Source organism: Leifsonia sp. SIMBA_070, assembly GCF_046534635.1.
In the GTDB taxonomy this organism is placed as follows: domain Bacteria; phylum Actinomycetota; class Actinomycetes; order Actinomycetales; family Microbacteriaceae; genus Leifsonia.
Window position 1 is genome coordinate 1 of the sequence record NZ_JAWRYK010000210.1, and the last position, 276, is coordinate 276.

The window sequence follows — 276 nt, forward strand, 5'->3', positions numbered from 1 at the left end:
TTCGGCGTGAGCGACCCGGGCGAGGGCCATCCGATGGTGATGGCGCAATCAGCAGTCGGGCAGTTCCTCGATGGCCTGGGACTCGGCGCGGTCGACATGATCGGAAATTCCATGGGCGGCATCATCGCGACCAAGGTCGCACTCGATGAACCGCAGCGCGTCGCCAAACTCGTCACGATCGGCGGCATGGGCAAGAACGTCTTCTCGTCGGGTCCGAGTGAAGGCATCAAGCTGCTGATGGAGTTCACCGACAACCCGACCCGCGATGGTCTGGTC

At 63.0% G+C, this 276-nt stretch carries 1 protein-coding gene; it reads left to right on the forward strand.

The window, feature by feature from the left end; all coding sequences use genetic code 11:
• Positions 1-6: 6 nt before the first annotated feature.
• On the forward strand, positions 7-276 hold a 270-nt coding region (locus SB754_RS20060), incomplete at its 3' end, for an alpha/beta fold hydrolase (RefSeq protein WP_410784134.1).